This is a genomic window from Halobiforma nitratireducens JCM 10879 (genome assembly GCF_000337895.1).
GTDB lineage: Archaea > Halobacteriota > Halobacteria > Halobacteriales > Natrialbaceae > Natronobacterium > Natronobacterium nitratireducens.
Genome location: NZ_AOMA01000068.1, coordinates 1 through 381, shown reverse-complemented (window position 1 = coordinate 381; position 381 = coordinate 1). Strand labels below are relative to the sequence as shown.

The 381-nt window shown below is 36.2% G+C and carries 1 protein-coding gene; it reads right to left on the bottom strand.

Going from position 1 to position 381, the window contains the following annotated elements; genetic code table 11:
- Positions 1-75 precede the first annotated feature (75 nt).
- Complete coding sequence (locus tag C446_RS20445) at positions 76-225, bottom strand: hypothetical protein (protein WP_019444655.1); 150 nt, start codon at positions 223-225, stop codon at positions 76-78.
- Between the last annotated feature and the right edge of the window lie 156 nt (positions 226-381).

Genomic DNA, 381 nt, shown 5'->3' with positions numbered 1-381 from the left:
CCTAAAGTGTGTATTTCTCATTTTCCGTGATTTTCAGTTTTCTTGCCATATTCCAGGTCCTTCAGTGTGCATTTCTCATTTTTCACGTTTTTTAGTGATTTCGTCATTTTTCAAGTCGTCAAGTGGATGTTTCTCATTTTCCATGATTTTCAGTTTTCTTGCCATATTCCACGTCCTACAGTGGACATTTCTAAATTTTCCACCTTTTTCAGTTTTCCTCGCCATATTTCACGTCCTAAAGTGTGTATTTCTCATTTTCCGTGATTTTCAGTTTTCTCGCCATATTCCAGGTCCTTCAGTGTGCATTTCTCATTTTTCACGTTTTTTAGTGATTTCGTCATTTTTCAAGTCGTCAAGTGGATGTTTCTCATTTTCCATGAT